The organism is Hydrogenophaga pseudoflava NBRC 102511, assembly GCF_001592285.1.
Taxonomy (GTDB): domain Bacteria; phylum Pseudomonadota; class Gammaproteobacteria; order Burkholderiales; family Burkholderiaceae_C; genus Hydrogenophaga; species Hydrogenophaga pseudoflava.
In genome coordinates this window covers 176,826-190,900 of record NZ_BCWQ01000003.1, presented here as the reverse complement: position 1 = coordinate 190,900, position 14,075 = coordinate 176,826, and the positions used below count along the sequence as shown (strand labels likewise).

General features: G+C 68.3%; 17 protein-coding genes. 9 read left to right on the top strand and 8 right to left on the bottom strand.

Annotation, left to right across the window (positions count from 1 at the left end; genetic code table 11):
* Positions 1 to 42: 42 nt before the first annotated feature.
* The 7 genes from HPS01S_RS05715 to HPS01S_RS05690 all read right to left on the bottom strand — a co-directional run bounded on the left by HPS01S_RS05715 (position 43) and on the right by HPS01S_RS05690 (position 4,830).
* The gene (locus HPS01S_RS05715) at positions 43 to 468 is read right to left on the bottom strand and encodes a VOC family protein (RefSeq protein ID WP_066152270.1); all 426 of its coding nucleotides are present in this window, start codon (positions 466 to 468) and stop codon (positions 43 to 45) included.
* A gap of 37 nt (positions 469 to 505) precedes the next feature.
* Complete coding sequence (locus HPS01S_RS05710) at positions 506 to 1,036, bottom strand: DUF1697 domain-containing protein (protein WP_066152267.1); 531 nt, start codon at positions 1,034 to 1,036, stop codon at positions 506 to 508.
* Between the two features lie 11 nt (positions 1,037 to 1,047).
* Entirely contained in the window at positions 1,048 to 1,182 is a 135-nt protein-coding gene (locus HPS01S_RS22145; protein ID WP_255284164.1) for a hypothetical protein, read from the bottom strand.
* Positions 1,183 to 1,186: 4 nt separating this feature from the next.
* Positions 1,187 to 1,774, bottom strand: coding sequence for a uracil-DNA glycosylase family protein (locus HPS01S_RS05705; protein WP_066152264.1), 588 nt, complete (start codon positions 1,772 to 1,774; stop codon positions 1,187 to 1,189).
* A gap of 41 nt (positions 1,775 to 1,815) precedes the next feature.
* Complete coding sequence (locus HPS01S_RS05700; RefSeq protein ID WP_066152259.1) at positions 1,816 to 2,337, bottom strand: DUF1993 domain-containing protein; 522 nt, start codon at positions 2,335 to 2,337, stop codon at positions 1,816 to 1,818.
* A gap of 68 nt (positions 2,338 to 2,405) precedes the next feature.
* Entirely contained in the window at positions 2,406 to 2,597 is a 192-nt protein-coding gene (locus HPS01S_RS05695) for a hypothetical protein (RefSeq protein WP_066152256.1), read from the bottom strand.
* Between the two features lie 130 nt (positions 2,598 to 2,727).
* Positions 2,728 to 4,830, bottom strand: coding sequence for an acetoacetate--CoA ligase (locus HPS01S_RS05690; RefSeq protein WP_066152253.1), 2,103 nt, complete (start codon positions 4,828 to 4,830; stop codon positions 2,728 to 2,730).
* A gap of 128 nt (positions 4,831 to 4,958) precedes the next feature.
* Between HPS01S_RS05690 and HPS01S_RS05685 the strand changes: the two genes are divergently transcribed.
* The 8 genes from HPS01S_RS05685 (at position 4,959) to HPS01S_RS05650 (ending at position 12,644) form a co-directional block, all read left to right on the top strand.
* Positions 4,959 to 5,684 carry a TetR/AcrR family transcriptional regulator gene (locus HPS01S_RS05685; RefSeq protein ID WP_066152251.1) on the top strand — a complete coding sequence of 242 codons (726 nt, stop codon included), beginning with the start codon at positions 4,959 to 4,961 and terminating at the stop codon, positions 5,682 to 5,684.
* Positions 5,681 to 6,754: a C4-dicarboxylate TRAP transporter substrate-binding protein gene (locus HPS01S_RS05680; RefSeq protein ID WP_066152248.1), complete on the top strand. Its 1,074-nt coding sequence runs from the start codon at positions 5,681 to 5,683 to the stop codon at positions 6,752 to 6,754. The genes HPS01S_RS05685 and HPS01S_RS05680 overlap by 4 nt, the downstream gene beginning before the upstream one ends.
* Positions 6,755 to 6,773: 19 nt before the next feature.
* Positions 6,774 to 7,331 (top strand): TRAP transporter small permease subunit, encoded by a 558-nt coding sequence (locus tag HPS01S_RS05675; RefSeq protein WP_066152245.1) that lies wholly within the window; start codon positions 6,774 to 6,776, stop codon positions 7,329 to 7,331.
* Positions 7,328 to 8,644, top strand: a complete 1,317-nt coding sequence (locus HPS01S_RS05670; RefSeq protein WP_066152242.1) for a TRAP transporter large permease — start codon at positions 7,328 to 7,330, stop codon at positions 8,642 to 8,644. The genes HPS01S_RS05675 and HPS01S_RS05670 overlap by 4 nt, the downstream gene beginning before the upstream one ends.
* A 42-nt stretch (positions 8,645 to 8,686) precedes the next feature.
* The gene (locus HPS01S_RS05665) at positions 8,687 to 9,493 is read left to right on the top strand and encodes a cyclase family protein (protein ID WP_066152237.1); all 807 of its coding nucleotides are present in this window, start codon (positions 8,687 to 8,689) and stop codon (positions 9,491 to 9,493) included.
* Positions 9,494 to 9,505: 12 nt separating this feature from the next.
* Positions 9,506 to 10,831, top strand: a complete 1,326-nt coding sequence (gene fahA / locus HPS01S_RS05660) for a fumarylacetoacetase (protein ID WP_066152233.1) — start codon at positions 9,506 to 9,508, stop codon at positions 10,829 to 10,831.
* A 94-nt stretch (positions 10,832 to 10,925) separates the two neighbouring features.
* Positions 10,926 to 12,215 (top strand): solute carrier family 23 protein, encoded by a 1,290-nt coding sequence (locus HPS01S_RS05655; RefSeq protein ID WP_066152230.1) that lies wholly within the window; start codon positions 10,926 to 10,928, stop codon positions 12,213 to 12,215.
* A 3-nt stretch (positions 12,216 to 12,218) separates the two neighbouring features.
* Positions 12,219 to 12,644: a hotdog fold thioesterase gene (locus tag HPS01S_RS05650; RefSeq protein WP_066152227.1), complete on the top strand. Its 426-nt coding sequence runs from the start codon at positions 12,219 to 12,221 to the stop codon at positions 12,642 to 12,644.
* Here the strand turns inward: HPS01S_RS05650 and HPS01S_RS21455 are convergent.
* Positions 12,616 to 12,831: a DUF3079 domain-containing protein gene (locus HPS01S_RS21455; RefSeq protein WP_079366563.1), complete on the bottom strand. Its 216-nt coding sequence runs from the start codon at positions 12,829 to 12,831 to the stop codon at positions 12,616 to 12,618. The genes HPS01S_RS05650 and HPS01S_RS21455 overlap by 29 nt on opposite strands.
* Positions 12,832 to 12,949: 118 nt before the next feature.
* On the opposite strand from HPS01S_RS21455, the gene HPS01S_RS05645 reads away from it, so the two are divergent.
* Positions 12,950 to 14,074 (top strand): PilT/PilU family type 4a pilus ATPase, encoded by a 1,125-nt coding sequence (locus HPS01S_RS05645; RefSeq protein WP_066152224.1) that lies wholly within the window; start codon positions 12,950 to 12,952, stop codon positions 14,072 to 14,074.
* The last annotated feature ends 1 nt before the right edge of the window (position 14,075 follow it).

The following is a 14,075-nucleotide window of genomic DNA, read 5'->3' as shown; positions in this document are numbered from 1 at the left end:
GACTCCATATGAAACATATACGGATTGTATTTGTTTCATACATCACCCGTCGACGCCATGGGCCGGCCCTTTGAGTTCGATGACGTTGCCGTCCGGATCGCACAAGTACAGGGAGAGCCCTTCCCCCTCTGCGCCGAAGTTGGTGCTCGCCGGACCTTTGGGAACGACGCCGTGCTCAGCGAGGTGCGCCACGATGCGCTGCTCGTCGAAGGGCTCCACCCGCAGGCAGAGGTGGTCGACGTTGCGTCCTTCCGCCTTCGGCCCTTCCCCGCCCACCCGGCCCAGCCGGCCGTCGATGGACACGAGGTCCACCATGGACGCGCCCGCCCGAAGGTGCATGAGCCCGAGGTCGGGCCGCTCGCGCACAAGGTGGCAGCCCAGCACGCGCCCGTAGAACGCCACGCTGGCGGCGAGGTCCCGCACGCGGAACACGACGTGATCGATGCGTTCAACAGTGAATGGAAGCATGGGCGGCGGTGTTGGGTGGGATCGCCGCATTCTGGCGTCAAACCAGCGCGGCCAGCTTGAGCGTCGTGCCCCAGTTGCGGCTGGTGACGCCCTTGCCCACCTTGCCCAGCAGCGCCTCCCCGGCCTGGCTCTCCAGCAGGCCATTCGCGCAGTGCAGGTAGGCGGCGTGCGCGGTGATGGCGAGGCGTTCGCCCGGGAGCAGCAGGGGCCGCAGGTCCTCCAGTGCCGTCAGCCGGTCCGGCCCCATCGCGAAGGCTACGAGGAAGCGCGCGTGTTCCGCTTCAGGGGGAACGATGGGGTTGCCGTTCACGATCGCCTGGAGCTCGCTGGCCGACTTGACGATCACGGGCGTGGTGACGCCGAAGCGCTCCGCAAGGCCGGCACCGATTTCGTCGGCCAGCTTGTCCGCGCTGCGGCGGGTCGACGTGAACACCGCGTTGCCGCTGTTGAGCAGCGTCTTCACCTCGGTGTGACCCAGCGCTTCGAGCATGGCCCGGAACTCGGCCATCGGCACGCGGTTGGCCTTGCCGACGTTGACACCACGGAGAAGGACGGCGAAGCGGGACATGGGGCGGCAGCTCAGGCCAGTGCCGCCTGGTAAACCGCCAGGTCGGCCGCTGAAAAACAGCAGAAGGTGACGGACTGCACCGGGCATCCCGCCGCCAGCCCCAGCCGCTCGATCGTCGCCTTCCCGGCCTTGAGAATGTGCTTCATACACTCACATCGAGAGTGCCGCCGCCACCCGCTGGCGCAGCTGCGGAACGCATTCCGTTTCGAACCACGGGTGCTTCTTGAGCCAGGGGTTGTTGCGCGGACTGGGGTGGGGCAGCACCATGAGCGCGGGGGGCAGATCGCGCCAGGCCTTCACCACATCGGTGAGGGCACGGGGGTCTGCCGGCAGATGATGCGCCAGGGCGTATTGCCCGATGACCAGGGTGAGGCGGATGTGCGGCATGCCCGCGAGCAGCGCCGCGCGCCAGGTGGGCGCGCATTCCGGGCGCGGCGGCAGGTCGCCCGCGCGTCCGGCGCCTGGGTAGCAGAAGCCCATCGGAAGAATGGCGACCTGGTGCCGGTCGTAGAAGATCGCGCGCGACACGCCCACCCAGTCGCGCAGGCGTTCGCCGCTGGCGTCGTCGAACGGCACCCCACTGGCGTGCACCTTGCGGCCAGGCGCCTGCCCGGCAATCAGCAGCCGCGCCGAGGGGTGCGCCTGGAGCACCGGGCGCGGCCCATGGGGCAGGTGCTCGGCGCAGACGCTGCACGCATGGACGCGGTGCAGCAGGTCGTCGAACCGGGAAGCGGTCATGCCCTTCGGCGGAGGAGTCCGGCGCCCACGGGGAACCGGGTTCAGGCGCCCGCCTGCGCCCCCGCCAGGTAGTCCGTCTTGCCCACATCCACCCCCGCGTGCCGCAGCAGGGCGTAGGCGGTGGTGACGTGGAAGAACAGGTTGGGCAGCGCCCAGTGTTTCAGGTACGCCTCGCCGGTCATGGTGCGGGTCTTGTCGCGGCCGACCGGGAAGGTGATCTGTGCCTCTTCGCGGCCATCGATGGATGCGGCGGGCACGGTGGCCAGCCAGTCCAGTGTTCTGGCGATGCGGGCCTGCAGCTCGGCGAAGGTGGTTTCGTTGTCCTCGAACTTCGGCGCCTCGATGCCGGCCAGGCGCGCGGTGCCGTTCTTGGCCGCGTCGCAGGCGATGCGGATCTGCGCCGCAAACGGCAGCATGTCGGGCGCCAGCCGCATGGTGACGAACACGTTGGGATCGAACTTTCGCGCGGCCGCATTGGCCTCTGCCTTTTTCAGGCAGTGCAGCAGGTTGGACAGGGCGGTCTGGAAGACGGGCAGGCTGACGGACGAGAGGGTGATGGGCATGGACTTGCAGGCGGGTGGTGGGTGAGGTCCGGCATGCTACGCCAGACCCCGCACCCCTGCAGGCACCCTCACCTCAAGGTGTCGGGCGCGGTGGGGACGTGCTCTGGAGTGGCCAGGGCCGTGTCTTGGGGAGCACCGTCGTCCAGGGTCTGCCAGTCGCTGGTCAGGAGGTCCATCAGCGCGTGGTCCAGGATGTCGATGTCGATGTCCAGAGGCGCAACCAGGCCCTCGGGCTGTACAGGAGAAATGCCGCGGTTCATCTGCGTCCTCCGATCTGATCGGTGGCTGCGCGCCGGAATGGGTCATGCGCAGTGCGATCACCCGAAAGTGTTCAACAAAGCGGGCGGCTTGACCAGTAACCAAGCGTTTCACCATGTACACGGCGGGGCTTCAGGCGGGGGTGGCGCCGGCCCGCTGGCGGGCGTAGGCCACGTACCAGTCCAGGCAGCCCGGGTTGGCCATGGCCTCGCGGTTGATCACTTTCTCCAGTGGCTGGCCGAGCAGCAGCTTCTTGATCGGCAGCTCCTGCTTCTTGCCCGAGAGGGTGCGCGGAATCTCGGCGACCTGCAGGATCTGGTCGGGCACGAAGCGCGGCGAGAGCACGGTGCGGATGGCGCCAGCGATCTTCGCGTTGAGCGCCTCGTCCAGCGTGAGCCCGGGGCGCAGCACCACGAACAGCGGCATGAAGCTCTCGCGGCCCAGGTACTCCAGGTCCACCACCATGGAGTCCAGCACCTCGGGCAGGGCCTCGACGGCACTGTAGAGCTCGCTGGTGCCCATGCGCAGGCCGTGGCGGTTGATGGTGGCGTCGGAGCGGCCATAGATGACGCAGGAACCGTCGGGGAAGATGCGCAGCCAGTCGCCGTGGCGCCAGACGGCGCCGGCCTCTTTTCCAAGATCGCCGCCACCGGGCTTGCGCCCATGACCAGGAGGGAAGGTGTCGAAGTAGCTGCCGATCAGGCGCTGGTGGTCGGTGTCGCCGACGAAGTACAGCGGCATGGACGGGATGGGTTGCGCGCAGACCAGTTCGCCCACGGCGTCGGTCACCGGCCGGCCCTGTTCGTCCCAGGACTCGACCGCGCAACCCAGCAGGCGGCACTGCATGCGGCCGGGGGTCTGCGGCAGTTCGCGATTGCCGCCGATGAAGGCGCCCGCGAAGTCGGTGCCGCCGGAGATGTTGCACCACCAGATGTCCTTCTGTGCATCGGTCTTCGCGATGGCGGCGAACTGCGCTGTGCCCCAGCGCTGCGCGTCTTCCGACAGCGGCGAGCCGGTGGAGCCCAGGGCCCGTATCGAAGACAGGTCGCCGCACTGCGCGAGGTCCACGCCCGCCTTGTGGCAGTTCGCAAAAAACGCCGCACCGGCGCCAAAGAAGGTCACGCCTTCGCGCGCGGCGAAGCGCCAGAGCACGGTCCAGTCGGGCCGGTCTTTCGAGCCGCCGGGGTTGCCGTCGTAGATGACGCAGGTGGTGCCGGCGAGCAGGCCGCTGACCTGCGCGTTCCACATCACCCAGCCGGTGGAGCTGTACCAGTGGTAACGCTCGCCGAAGCTGTTGGGCGCGTAGCTGCAGCCCACGTCGTTGTGCAGGGTCTTGAGCGCCATGGCCACGATGACGGTGCCGCCGTGGCCGTGCACGATGGGTTTGGGCAGGCCCGTGGTGCCGCTGCTGTAGACGATCCACAGCGGGTGGTCGAAGGGCAGCCACAGCGGCTCGAAGGCGGCCACCGCCGCGTCGCCGCGCGCGGTGGCGGTGTGGAAGTCGGCACAAGGTTGCGCCGTCTCCAGTGCGTGGTCCACCTCGGCCGGCTCCTGCGCCAGGTTGGTGTGCAGGATCACGTGGCGCACGGTCGGCAGCGCGGCGCGCAGCTCGGCCACCACGGCCAGGCGGTCGTGGTCCTTGCCGCCGTAGCTCACGCCGTCGCAGGCGATCAGCGCCACAGGCTCGATCTGCTTGAAGCGGTCGAGCACGGCGTTGGTCCCCATGTCGGGCGCGCACACGCTCCACACGCCGCCGATGCTGACCACCGCCAGGAAGGCGACCATGGTCTCGGGGATGTTGGGCAGGTAGGCGGCCACGCGGTCGCCGGGCATCACGCCCTGGTCCTGCAGGTGCAGCGCGAGCGAGGCGACCTGGCGCCGCAGCTCGGGCCAGCCGAGTTCGCGCCGCAGGCCTTTTTCGTTGTCGGAGATCACCGCCGGAAAACCCGCCGCGTGCGCGGCGTCGACATGGCGGAACACCTGCTGCGCGTAGTTGAACTGCGCGCCCGGGAACCAGCGCGCACCGGGCATCACATTGCGCTCCAGCACGGCCGTGTGCGGCGTGGGCGAGCGCAGGTCGAAGTAGTCCCAGATGCTCTGCCAGAAGGCGTCCAGCTCGGTGGTGGACCAGCGCCAGAGCGCGTCGTAGCTGTCAAAGCGCAGGCCGCGCTCGCGGGCCAGCCAGTCCCGGAAGAGGCGGATCTGGGGAAGGTACGGGGGCGGTGTCGTGGCCATTTGTTGTCTCCTGCGGCGCAGGGTAGCAGCGGGTGGGCGGCGGCACCTATCGCGCAGTTGTCAGCTCGGCGTGCGCAAGGGTTTGTACGGATGTTCAATATTTTTGTACAAACGTTCAATACCGCTCCATGGTCACCGGATCCACCCCCGCCCGCTCCAAACCCGCGACGACGCGCGGGGCGGCCAGGCCTGACCGCCAGCACGCCATCCTGCTGGCGGCAGAAAAGCTGTTTGCGCAACACGGTTACCACGGCGTGACGATCCGCCAGATCGCCGAGGAGGCGGGCGTCCCGCTCGCGCTGGTGGGCTACTACTACGGCCCCAAACACGAACTGTTCCACGCCATCTTCGCGCACTGGAACCAGACCATCGAAGAGCGCCTGACCGCACTGGACGCCGCCTCGGGCGACCCGGGCGACCCCGACACGCTGAACCGCATCATCGAAGCCTTCGTGAGGCCGGTGATCCGCCTGCGGCACAGCGAAGAGGGTTTTTATTACGCCCAGCTGGTGGGGCGCGAGCTGGCCTATGGCAGCGAGGAGGCCGACCGCGTGTTGCGCGAGTTCTTCGACCCGCTGGCTCACCGTTTCATCGAGGCCCTGCGCACCGTCTTTCAAACCGCCAGCCTGGCCGACGTGGCCTGGGCCTACCAGTTCGCGCTCGGCGCCTTGTTGCACCACCTGGTCGATGACCGGGTGCACCGCCTGTCGCAAGGGCAGAGCCTGGCCGGAGACCCGGCGGCCGCCGACCGGCTCGTGCGATTCATCGTGGGCGGCCTGCGCGCCGCCCTGCCCGCTCCCCCTGTCCCAGCCCCCCCCAAAAACCGCCCCCCATCCCGTAGGAGACACACATGAAACGTCGCATCTTCCAGGCCACCTTGCTGGCCTCCGCCCTCACCCTCGGTGGCCTGCACAGCGCGCACGCGCAGCAGACCATCAAGCTCACCGCCGCGGGCGGCCACCCGCCGGTGTTCCTGTGGGTCAAGCTGCTGGACGAGTTCTACATCCCCGAGGTGGACAAGCGCCTGGCCGCGGCCGGCGGCAAGCACAAGGTGGAATGGACCAAGGCCTGGGGCGGCACGCTGATCAAGATCGGCAGCGAGTCCAAGGGCATTTCCGATGGCGTGGCCGACTTCGGCTTCGTCGGCACGCTGTTCGAAGCGGCCAAGTTCCCGATGCAGAACGTGAGCTATGTGGCGCCGTTCGGCACCGACAACCTGGGCGCGGTCGGCACCATCGTGGCCGACATGCAGAAGAAGATCCCGGCCATGGGCGACACGTGGACCAAGAGCGGCCTGGTCTACCTGGGCGGCACCGCGCTGGACACCTACCACCTCTGGACCAACTTCCCGGTCAAGTCCATCGACGACCTCAAGGGCAAGAAGATCAGTGCGCCCGGCCCCTCGGCCAACTGGATCAAGAACACCGGCGCGGTCGCCGTGGCCGGCTCGCTGCCGACCTACTACGAGGACATCAAGTCGGGCGTGTCCAACGGCGCCATCACCTTCAGCACCGGCGCCTGGGGTGCCAAGCTGCACGAGGTGGCACCCTATGTGACCAAGGTGAACTTCGGTTCCATGTACGCGGGCGCCATCGTGATGAACAAGCGCCGCTTCGACGCGCTGCCGCCCGAGGTGCAGCAGGTGTTCCGCGACGTCGGTCTCGAGTATGACAAGCGTTTCGCCGAGGCTCAGCGCTCCACCGCCGACGCGCTGCTGCAGAAGATGGCCGCTGCCGGCGCCACCGTCAGCGAGCTGCCGGCCGCCGAGCGCCAGCGCTGGGCCGACACCATTCCCAACGTGGCGCAGACCTGGGCCACCGACCTGCAGGGCAAGGGCGTGCCGGGCACCGAGATCCTCAAGGCCTACATGGAAGGCCTGAAGAAGAGCGGTGCCCAGTTGCCACGCGACTGGTCGGTCAAGTAAGCCCCTGCCCGGAGACCCCATGAGCCACCCTCCGCAGGATGCCTACAACCTGCCCCTGCCCTTCGGGCTGCACCGGATCACCCAGGCGCTCAACGCCCTGGGCACGCTGCTCATCATCGGCCTGATGCTGCTGATCAACACCGACATCGTCGGGCGCACCGGCTTTGACGCGCCGGTGCGCGGCGTGACCGAGCTGGTGTCGCTGTCCATCGTGGGCATCGTGTTCCTGCAGCTGGCCGACACCCTGCGCTGCGGCCGCTTCACCCGCGCCGACATGCTGCTGGACCGGCTCAAGCGCGAGCGGCCGGTGCTGGCCGCGCGGCTGCAGGCGCTGTACCACGGGCTGGGGGCGCTGCTGATGGCCGTGATTCTCTGGGCCGCCTGGCCCTCGCTGATCGAGTCCATCGCCTCGCGCGAGTACGTGGGGGCGCTGGGCGATTTCATGGCGCCGGTCTGGCCGGTGCGGCTGATGATGCTGATCGGGCTGGCCATGACGGCGCTGACCTTTGTGCTGCTGGCCGTGCTCGACCTGCAGCGCGGGCAACGTCTGGCGGCCGGGCGGGAGGATCGCCCATGAGCGCCACCACCGTCGCCGTGCTCTCGCTGGTGCTGATGCTGCTGCTGATCTGGGGCGGCCTGCACGTGGCCGTGGTGCTGGGCCTGGTGTCCTTCGTCGGGGTCTGGATCATCCGCGACGACATCGGCGTGGCGGCCAACCTGCTGGCCCAGGCGTCGAGCGACGCCATCGCCAGCCACATCTTCGGCGTGGTGCCGCTGTTCGTGCTGACCGGCTTCCTGGTGGCGCGGGCCGACATCGGCAAGGACGCCTTCGAGGTCGCCAACCAGCTGTTCCGCCGCCTGCGCGGCGGCCTGGGCGTGGCCACCGTCGCGTCCAACGCAGTGTTCGCCGCCATCACCGGCATCTCCATCGCGTCTGCCGCGGTGTTCACCCGCGTGGCCGTGCCGCAGATGATGCGCTTCGGCTACCAGCCCAGGTTCGCCGTGGGCGTGGTGGCCGGTTCCTCGGTGCTGGGCATGCTGATCCCGCCCAGCCTGCTGATGATCCTCTACGGCTTCCTGGCCAATCAGTCGGTGGGCGACCTGTTCACCGCCGGCATCGTGCCCGGCCTGCTGCTGGCCGCGGCGTTCGCCATCGGCATCGTGCTGGCGGCGTATTTCAAGCCCTCGATGGTCTACGCGGGCGGCGAGATGCCGGTGCCTGACGGGCCGGACATGAGCCCGCTGACCATGGTGATCAAGCTGGTGCCCATTGTGCTGATGATCGGTGGCGTGCTGGGCGGCCTGTACGGCGGCCTGTTCACCGCCACCGAGGCCGGCGCGGTGGGCGCGGCGCTGGCGCTGCTGATCGCGGTGCTGCGGCGCAAGCTCACGGCCAGGGCGTTCTGGGAGGTGCTGACCGAAACCGGCCACGTCACGGTGGCGGTCAGCTTCCTCATCATCTGCGCCAGCATCTACACCCGCATGCTGGCCATGTCGGGCATGCCGCAGTTCCTGATGGAGCTGATCAGCCACGCCGGCTTCGGCCCGTTCGCCTTCATGCTGGTCTATGTGTTCATCATCGTCCTGCTGGGCACGGTGATCGACTCGTCCTCGATCCTGCTGATCGTGCTGCCGCTGATGCTGCCCATCGCCGAGCAGTTCGGCATGGACCTGATCTGGTTCGGCGTGGTCACCGTGGTGGCGGTGGAGATCGGCCTGCTCACGCCACCGTTCGGGCTCTCGGCCTACGTGGTCAAGAGCTCGCTGAACGACCCGCGCATCACGCTGGGTGACATCTTCCGCGGCACCGGACCGTTCACGCTGATCATGGTGGGCGTGCTGCTGCTGCTGATGGCCTTCCCGTCGCTGAGTCTGGTGCTGCTCAAGTGAGCACCTGAGCGCACCCCCACACAGAAACCCAAGGAGCACCCCATGACCCGCCGATTCGTCGACCTCTCGATCTACCTGGAAAACGACGTCATCTCCGACCCGCCGGCCTTCGCGCCCAAGATCCAGTACTTCGACCACAAGAACTCGTTCGAGCAGATGGCGCCGTTCTTCCCCGGCCTCAAGCAGGAAGACCTGCCCGACGGCGACGTGTGGGCGGTGGAGATGATCCAGCTCTCGACCCACAACGGCACCCACCTGGACGCGCCCTACCACTTCCACAGCACCATGGACAAGGCGCTGGGCGAGAAGAAGAAGGCCTGGACCATCGACGAGGTGCCGCTGGAGTGGTGCTTCCAGCCCGGCGTGAAGCTGGACTTCCGCCACTTCGCCGACGGCTACGTGGTCACCGCCGCCGACGTCGAGGCCGAGCTGGCGCGCATCGGCCACACGCTGAGCCCGCTGGAGATCGTGGTGGTCAACACCCGCGCCGGCAGCCGCTACGGCCACAACGACTTCGTCAGCGCCGGCTGCGGCATGGGCTACGACGCCACCATGTACCTGCTCGAACGCGGCGTTCGCCTGACCGGCACCGACGCCTGGAGCTGGGACGCGCCCTTCGTCTACACCGCGCAGAAGTACGCCGAATCGAAGGACGCCAGCCTGATCTGGGAAGGCCACAAGGCCGGCCGCGACATCGGCTACTGCCACCTGGAGAAGCTGCACAACCTCGAAGCCCTGCCGCCGACCGGCTTCTACATCTCCTGCTTCCCGCACAAGATCCGCGGCGCCTCGGCCGGCTGGACACGTGCGGTCGCGATCTTCGACGACGCCCTGATGCCCTCGGCCTGAACGGAGTCCGCCATGGAACTGAACCACACCCACGACGCCTCTGCCCGCAGCTGGCTGGCCTCGGCCAACGAGCCGGGCTGCGACTTCCCGATCCAGAACCTTCCCTTCGGCGTGTTCCGCCGCCGAGGCACGGACGAGCCCTTCCGCGGTGGCGTGGCCATCGGCGACCAGGTGATCGACCTGGCGGCGGTGTCGGCGTCTGGCGTGCTGGACGGCCTGGCCGCCGACGCGGCCCGGGCCGCGGCACAGCCCGCGCTCAACGACCTGCTGGCCACGGGACCAGCCGCCTGGCGCGCGCTGCGCCACGCGCTGTTTGCGGCGCTGCGCCACGACGCCGACGCCACCGTGGTGAGCGCCCTGCACGCCTGCCTGGTGCCGCAAAGCGCCGTGGAGCACAGCGTGCCCACGCGCATCGGCGACTACACCGACTTCTACACCTCGATCCACCACGCGCGCAACGTGGGCCGTGTGATCCGGCCCGACGACCCGCTCACGCCCAACTTCCAGTGGATTCCCATCGCCTACCACGGCCGGGCGTCCAGCGTGGTGATCAGCGGCACGCCCTTCCACCGCCCGCACGGCCAGGCCATGGCCCCGGGCGCGTCGGCGCCGGTGTACGGCCCCTGCCGCCGGCTCGACTACGAGCTGGAAATGGGCTTCTACGTCGGCCCCGGCAACGCCCTGGGCCAGCCCATTCCGATCGGCGAGGCCGAGCAGCACATCTTCGGCATGTGCCTGCTCAACGACTGGTCGGCGCGCGACCACCAGTTCTGGGAAATGGCGCCGCTCGGCCCCTTCTTGGGCAAGAACTTCTGCACCAGCGTCTCGCCCTGGATCGTGACCATGGAGGCGCTGGCGCCCTACCGCGTGCCCTTCGCCCACCCGGCCGACGAGCCCCAGCCCCTGCCCTACCTGGACAGCGCCGCCAACAGCGCGCAGGGCGGTGTGGACGTGCAGCTGGAGGTGCTGCTGGAATCGGCGCAGCACCGCGCCAAGAGCGTGGCGCCCGACCGGCTGTCGGCCACGAGCTTCCGCCACCAGTACTGGACCATCGCACAGATGCTGACGCAGCACGCCAACAACGGCTGCAACCTGCAGCCCGGCGACCTGCTGGGCACCGGCACCATCTCCGGCCCGACCTACGAGGAAGCGGGTGCCATCGTGGAACTCTCGCTGGGCGGCACCCGGCAGATTCCCCTGGCCGCCACGGGCGAGACGCGCACCTTCCTCGAGGACGGCGACACCGTGGTGCTGCGCGGCTGGTGCGAGAAGCCCGGCGCGGCGCGCATCGGCTTCGGCGAATGCCGGGGCGAGGTGCTGCCGGCCATCGGCGGCTGAGCGGCGGCCCGGCCCGCCTGTCCCCCACCGGATGGGTGCGCCGGCCGATTTGCGCGCAGAATCCCGGCCCATCACAACACGAGAAGGAGAAACCATGGGCCTGCTCAGCTGGACCGAAAAATCCCCCACCACCCTCGCCAACGGCGGCGTCATCGGCCCCGATGAACGCCTGCCCTGGCCGCAGACGGGCGTGATGGGCGTGCAGCACCTGATCGCCATGTTCGGCGCCACGGTGCTCGCCCCCATCCTCATGGGCTTCGACCCGAACGTCGCCATCCTGATGAGCGGCATTGGCACCCTGATCTTCTTCCTCATCACCGGCGGCAAGGTGCCCAGCTACCTGGGGTCGAGCTTCGCCTTCATCGGCGTTGTCATCGCCGCCACCGGCTACGCCGGCTCCGGCCCCAACGCCAACATCGGTGTGGCGCTGGGGGGCATCATTGCCTGCGGTCTGCTCTACACCCTGATCGGCGTGGTGGTGCAGGCCATAGGCACCGGCTGGATCGAGCGCTTCATGCCCCCGGTGGTCACCGGCGCGGTGGTGGCCGTGATCGGCCTGAACCTGGCCGGCATCCCGATCAAGAACATGGCCCCGACCGACTTCGACAAGTGGATGCAGGGCATCACCTTCGTCTGCGTCGCGCTGGTGGCCGTGTTCAGCAGCGGCATGGTGCAGCGCCTGCTGATCCTGGTCGGCCTGATCGTCGCCAGCGTCGTCTACGCCGTGCTCACCAACGGCCTGGGCCTGGGCAAGCCGCTCGATCTGAGCGGCATCGCCAGCGCCGCCTGGTTCGGCATGCCCAACTTCAGCGCGCCGGTGTTCAGCGCCAACGCCATGCTGCTGATCGCGCCGGTGGCCATCATCCTGGTGGCCGAGAACCTGGGCCACATCAAGGCCGTGACCGCCATGACCGGCAAGAACCTGGACCAGTACATGGGCCGCGCCTTCATCGGCGACGGCGTCGCCACCATGGTGGCCGGCAGCGCCGGCGGCACCGGCGTGACCACCTACGCCGAGAACATCGGCGTCATGGCCGCGACCAAGATCTACTCGACCGCCGTGTTCCTGGTGGCCGGCCTGATGGCCATCCTGCTCGGTTTCAGTCCCAAGTTCGGCGCCCTGATCCAGGCGATTCCGCTGGCCGTGATGGGCGGCGTGTCCATCGTGGTGTTCGGCCTGATCGCGATCGCCGGCGCCAAGATCTGGGTCGACAACAAGGTCGACTTCTCGGACAACCGCAACCTGCTGGTCGCGGCCATCACCCTGGTGCTGGGCACGGGCGACTACACGCTGAAGTTCGGCGGCTTCGCACTGGGCGGCATCGGTACCGCCACCTTCGGCGCCATCCTGCTGTGGGCGCTGATCGGACGAAAGAAGGCCTGAACCATGGCACGTGTGTGGAAGCAACCCATCTCCTGCGAGATCCTCACCGCCGTCAGCCGCGGCACGGCCAACGAGCATCTGGGCATGGAATTCCTGGAGGTGGGCGACGATTTCATCACCGCCCGCCTGCCGGTCGACCGACGGACCATCCAGCCCTACGGCCTGTTCCACGGCGGCGTCAGCGTGGTGCTGGCGGAAACGCTGGGTTCCTGCGGCGCCGCGTTCAGCGTGCCGGAGGGCTACCGCGCGGTGGGCCTGGACATCAACGCCAACCACCTCAAGGGCGCCACCAGCGGCTGGGTGACGGGCACCGCGCGGCCGGTGCACATCGGCCGCACGACCCAGGTCTGGCAGATCGAACTGAAGAACGACGCCGGCGAGCTGACCTGCGTCTCGCGCATCACGATGGCGATTCTTCAACCCCGCTGAGCGGGGCTCCGGCCTCCGCTTCGGTGGGCGCCTCCCACGCCGCCCAATCCGGCCCGAACAGCTCGGCCGGGTGCTGGGTGCGCTCCGAGCCATTGCCACACAGCATGCTGTTCGCCGCGCAATAGCGGTCGCAGCCCCAGCAGTTGCGCTCGGGATGGGGCGGGTTGGCGGGAAAACGCTTGCTCATGGTGTGGATGCGCACCAGTGTGCCCCGGTCCGGCTGGAAGGGAACTGACACAGATCAGAAGTGGTCAAGACAGGGCACCGGCGGCCGATATGGATAAAAAGCCGTCTTTTTCCTGACCATGGACCCCCTCTTCCCTTCGCCCGAAGACGACCTCAGCCACTACCTGTCGGCCATGGTCACGCACGGGGCGTCCGACCTGTTTCTCTCGGCCGGCACCCCGCCCGCCCTCAAGGTGCATGGCGTCATGCGGCGCCTGCAGGAAGACCCCCTGAACCCGGAGCGCATCAAGCGGCTGGCGTACTCCGCGATGCGCGAGTCGCAGATCCGCGAGTTCGAGGCCACACTGGAGTGCGATCTGGCCGTCGCCATCAACGGCCTGGGCCGCTTCCGGATCAATGTGTTCCGCCAGCGCGGCGAGGTGGCCGTGGTGGTGCGGCACGTCAACGCCCGCATTCCCTCGCTGGAGACACTCAAACTGCCGGCGTCGATCAGCCGCCTGTCCATGCTCAAGCGCGGGCTGGTGCTGATCGTGGGTGCCGCAGGATCGGGCAAGTCGACCACGCTGGCATCGCTGATCGACCACCGCAACCAGAATGCGGCCGGCCACATCCTGACCGTCGAAGACCCGATGGAGTTCGAGCACAGCCATGGCAAGTCCATCGTCGACCAGCGCGAAGTCGGTCTGGACACCAAGTCCTTCGACGAGGCCCTGCGGCACGCCATGCGCGAGGCGCCGGACGTGATCATGATCGGCGAGATCCGCGACCTCAACACCATGCAGCACGCGCTGGCCTACGCCGAGACCGGTCACCTGTGCCTGTCCACGCTGCACGCCAACAACGCCAACCAGGCGATCCAGCGCATCCTCAACTTCTTCCCCGAGGCGGCCCACCGGCAGGTGCTGATGGACCTGTCGCTCAACCTCAAGGGCGTGGTGGGCCAGCGCCTGATCCGCGGCGTGCAGGGCAAGCTGGTGCCCGCGGTGGAAGTGATGCTGCTGTCGCCCTATGTCTCCGACCTGATCCAGAAGGGGCAGGTGGACGACATCAAGGATGTGATGGCCAAGAGCAACGAGCAGGGCATGCGCACCTTCGACCAGTCGCTCTACGACCTGTACACCCAGGGCGAACTCACGGCCGAGCAGGCGGTGGAGCACGCCGACTCGCGCACCGACCTCTCGCTGCGCATCCGGCTGAACAGCGGCCAGCGGCCCGACACGGCCGGCCTGCACATCGATACCTGAC

Coding starts and splice junctions, on each gene's coding strand:
- HPS01S_RS05690 (WP_066152253.1), bottom strand. CDS start 4,830: ATGGCCACGACACCGCCCCCGTACCTTCCCCAGATCCGCCTCTTCCGG.
- HPS01S_RS22145 (WP_255284164.1), bottom strand. CDS start 1,182: ATGAAGCACATTCTCAAGGCCGGGAAGGCGACGATCGAGCGGCTGGGG.
- HPS01S_RS21455 (WP_079366563.1), bottom strand. CDS start 12,831: ATGAGCAAGCGTTTTCCCGCCAACCCGCCCCATCCCGAGCGCAACTGC.
- HPS01S_RS05710 (WP_066152267.1), bottom strand. CDS start 1,036: ATGTCCCGCTTCGCCGTCCTTCTCCGTGGTGTCAACGTCGGCAAGGCC.
- HPS01S_RS05705 (WP_066152264.1), bottom strand. CDS start 1,774: ATGACCGCTTCCCGGTTCGACGACCTGCTGCACCGCGTCCATGCGTGC.
- fahA (WP_066152233.1), top strand. CDS start 9,506: ATGGAACTGAACCACACCCACGACGCCTCTGCCCGCAGCTGGCTGGCC.
- HPS01S_RS05655 (WP_066152230.1), top strand. CDS start 10,926: ATGGGCCTGCTCAGCTGGACCGAAAAATCCCCCACCACCCTCGCCAAC.
- HPS01S_RS05670 (WP_066152242.1), top strand. CDS start 7,328: ATGAGCGCCACCACCGTCGCCGTGCTCTCGCTGGTGCTGATGCTGCTG.
- HPS01S_RS05665 (WP_066152237.1), top strand. CDS start 8,687: ATGACCCGCCGATTCGTCGACCTCTCGATCTACCTGGAAAACGACGTC.
- HPS01S_RS05645 (WP_066152224.1), top strand. CDS start 12,950: ATGGACCCCCTCTTCCCTTCGCCCGAAGACGACCTCAGCCACTACCTG.
- HPS01S_RS05675 (WP_066152245.1), top strand. CDS start 6,774: ATGAGCCACCCTCCGCAGGATGCCTACAACCTGCCCCTGCCCTTCGGG.
- HPS01S_RS05700 (WP_066152259.1), bottom strand. CDS start 2,337: ATGCCCATCACCCTCTCGTCCGTCAGCCTGCCCGTCTTCCAGACCGCC.
- HPS01S_RS05685 (WP_066152251.1), top strand. CDS start 4,959: ATGGTCACCGGATCCACCCCCGCCCGCTCCAAACCCGCGACGACGCGC.
- HPS01S_RS05695 (WP_066152256.1), bottom strand. CDS start 2,597: ATGAACCGCGGCATTTCTCCTGTACAGCCCGAGGGCCTGGTTGCGCCT.
- HPS01S_RS05650 (WP_066152227.1), top strand. CDS start 12,219: ATGGCACGTGTGTGGAAGCAACCCATCTCCTGCGAGATCCTCACCGCC.
- HPS01S_RS05715 (WP_066152270.1), bottom strand. CDS start 468: ATGCTTCCATTCACTGTTGAACGCATCGATCACGTCGTGTTCCGCGTG.
- HPS01S_RS05680 (WP_066152248.1), top strand. CDS start 5,681: ATGAAACGTCGCATCTTCCAGGCCACCTTGCTGGCCTCCGCCCTCACC.